This is a genomic window from Flavobacterium sp. CG_23.5, from assembly GCF_017875765.1.
In the GTDB taxonomy this organism is placed as follows: Bacteria; Bacteroidota; Bacteroidia; order Flavobacteriales; family Flavobacteriaceae; genus Flavobacterium.
In genome coordinates this window covers 1,817,501-1,820,000 of sequence record NZ_JAGGNA010000001.1, presented here as the reverse complement: position 1 = coordinate 1,820,000, position 2,500 = coordinate 1,817,501, and the positions used below count along the sequence as shown (strand labels likewise).

2 tRNA genes and 2 rRNA genes (2 of these 4 cut by a window edge) are annotated in these 2,500 nt (G+C 45.2%); all 4 read left to right on the top strand.

The features are described from left to right. A 16S ribosomal RNA gene (locus H4V97_RS07805) occupies positions 1-755 on the top strand (it extends 759 nt beyond the left edge of the window). 215 nt (positions 756-970) lie between these two features. Next, positions 971-1,044: transfer RNA gene (locus H4V97_RS07800), tRNA-Ile, on the top strand. A 154-nt stretch (positions 1,045-1,198) separates the two neighbouring features. Next, a tRNA-Ala gene (locus H4V97_RS07795) sits at positions 1,199-1,272 on the top strand. A gap of 190 nt (positions 1,273-1,462) precedes the next feature. After that, positions 1,463-2,500, top strand: a 23S ribosomal RNA gene (locus tag H4V97_RS07790) (it continues 1,848 nt past the right edge of the window). Together the 16S and 23S rRNA genes with 2 tRNA genes alongside form the textbook arrangement of a ribosomal RNA operon.

Genomic DNA, 2,500 nt, shown 5'->3' with positions numbered 1-2,500 from the left:
TGGGTAGCGAACAGGATTAGATACCCTGGTAGTCCACGCCGTAAACGATGGATACTAGCTGTTGGGAGCAATCTCAGTGGCTAAGCGAAAGTGATAAGTATCCCACCTGGGGAGTACGTTCGCAAGAATGAAACTCAAAGGAATTGACGGGGGCCCGCACAAGCGGTGGAGCATGTGGTTTAATTCGATGATACGCGAGGAACCTTACCAAGGCTTAAATGTAGATTGACCGGTTTGGAAACAGACTTTTCGCAAGACAATTTACAAGGTGCTGCATGGTTGTCGTCAGCTCGTGCCGTGAGGTGTCAGGTTAAGTCCTATAACGAGCGCAACCCCTGTCGTTAGTTGCCAGCGAGTCATGTCGGGAACTCTAACGAGACTGCCAGTGCAAACTGAGAGGAAGGTGGGGATGACGTCAAATCATCACGGCCCTTACGCCTTGGGCTACACACGTGCTACAATGGCCGGTACAGAGAGCAGCCACTGGGCGACCAGGAGCGAATCTACAAAACCGGTCACAGTTCGGATCGGAGTCTGCAACTCGACTCCGTGAAGCTGGAATCGCTAGTAATCGGATATCAGCCATGATCCGGTGAATACGTTCCCGGGCCTTGTACACACCGCCCGTCAAGCCATGGAAGCTGGGGGTGCCTGAAGTCGGTGACCGCAAGGAGCTGCCTAGGGTAAAACTGGTAACTAGGGCTAAGTCGTAACAAGGTAGCCGTACCGGAAGGTGCGGCTGGAACACCTCCTTTCTAGAGCCTTAGTGTTAGTAGTAATACACGCTAGGGAAAGAAGACGAAAAGTCGAAGTGGAAACAAATAAAGACATTATATTACTCTTGCTGTTAGTTCAAATAATACAATTTAAGTTAAAGATAACGATTTAGGATTTAAGATTTAAGATTTGGGATTTAAGATGTGAAAACATCAAAAATCAGGAATCAACAATCAAAAATCAGAAATCATCTTGTCTCGTAGCTCAGCTGGTTAGAGTATTACACTGATAATGTAGGGGTCGACAGTTCGAGTCTGTCCGAGACAACAAAACAATTACGAATTCAGAATTATGAATTACGAATTGAGAATAAAAAGTTCATATAAATAGATTCAAAGGAAATTCTAGGGTTGAAAGATTACGAATTACATTAATTCATAATTCATAATTCATAATTCACAATTCATAATTAAAAAAGATTGGGGGATTAGCTCAGCTGGCTAGAGCGCCTGCCTTGCACGCAGGAGGTCAACGGTTCGACTCCGTTATTCTCCACAAAAGAAGTACAAAGAAAAAAGTACCAAGTATCAAGATAAATCTTAATACTTAATACAAATATCTTGATACTTACTTAAAGTTCATTGACATATTGAGATAAGAAAATAATAAAAAGTAGAAAGCATTTTTTACTTGTTTATCATTAGACAAGTAAAAGAAACGGTCATTCTTAATTGAGTGATTGGTACAATAAGCAAAATAAGGGCGTATGGGGGATGCCTTGGCTCTCAGAGGCGATGAAAGGCGTGATAAGCTGCGAAAAGCTACGGGGATTGGCACACACGAATTGATCCGTAGATACCTGAATGGGGCAACCCACTATGTTGAAGACATAGTACACCGATAGGTGGGCAAACCCGCTGAACTGAAACATCTAAGTAGGCGGAGGAGAAGAAAACAAAAGTGATTCCGTAAGTAGTGGCGAGCGAACGCGGATTAGCCCAAACCAAACATGTTACGGCATATTTGGGGTTGTAGGACCACGATATTTGTTGCGGATAGAATTAGAATCTACTGGAAAGTAGAGCCAAAGAAGGTGATAGCCCTGTATAAGTAATAGAAGATAACGATAGTGGTATCCTGAGTAGGGCGGGACACGAGAAATCCTGTCTGAATTTGGCGGGACCATCCGCTAAGGCTAAATACTCCTGAGAGACCGATAGTGAACCAGTACCGTGAGGGAAAGGTGAAAAGAACCGTGAATAACGGAGTGAAATAGATCCTGAAACCATACGCTTACAAGCGGTCGGAGCCCTTTCGTGGGGTGACGGCGTGCCTTTTGCATAATGAGCCTACGAGTTAACGTTGCTGGCAAGGATAAGTGGTTAAGCCACGGATCCGTAGCGAAAGCGAGTCTGAATAGGGCGCTTTAGTCAGTAGTGTTAGACGCGAAACCGTGTGATCTACCCATGGGCAGGATGAAGCGCTGGTAACACAGTGTGGAGGTCCGAACCGGTTGACGTTGAAAAGTCTTCGGATGACCTGTGGGTAGGGGTGAAAGGCCAATCAAACTCGGAAATAGCTCGTACTCCCCGAAATGCATTTAGGTGCAGCGTTATGCGTAAAGTTATATAGAGGTAGAGCTACTGATTGGATGCGGGGGCTTCACCGCCTACCAATTCCTGACAAACTCCGAATGCTATATAATGTTTCATAACAGTGAGGGCTTGGGTGCTAAGGTCCAAGTCCGAGAGGGAAAGAACCCAGACCATCAGCTAAGGTCCCC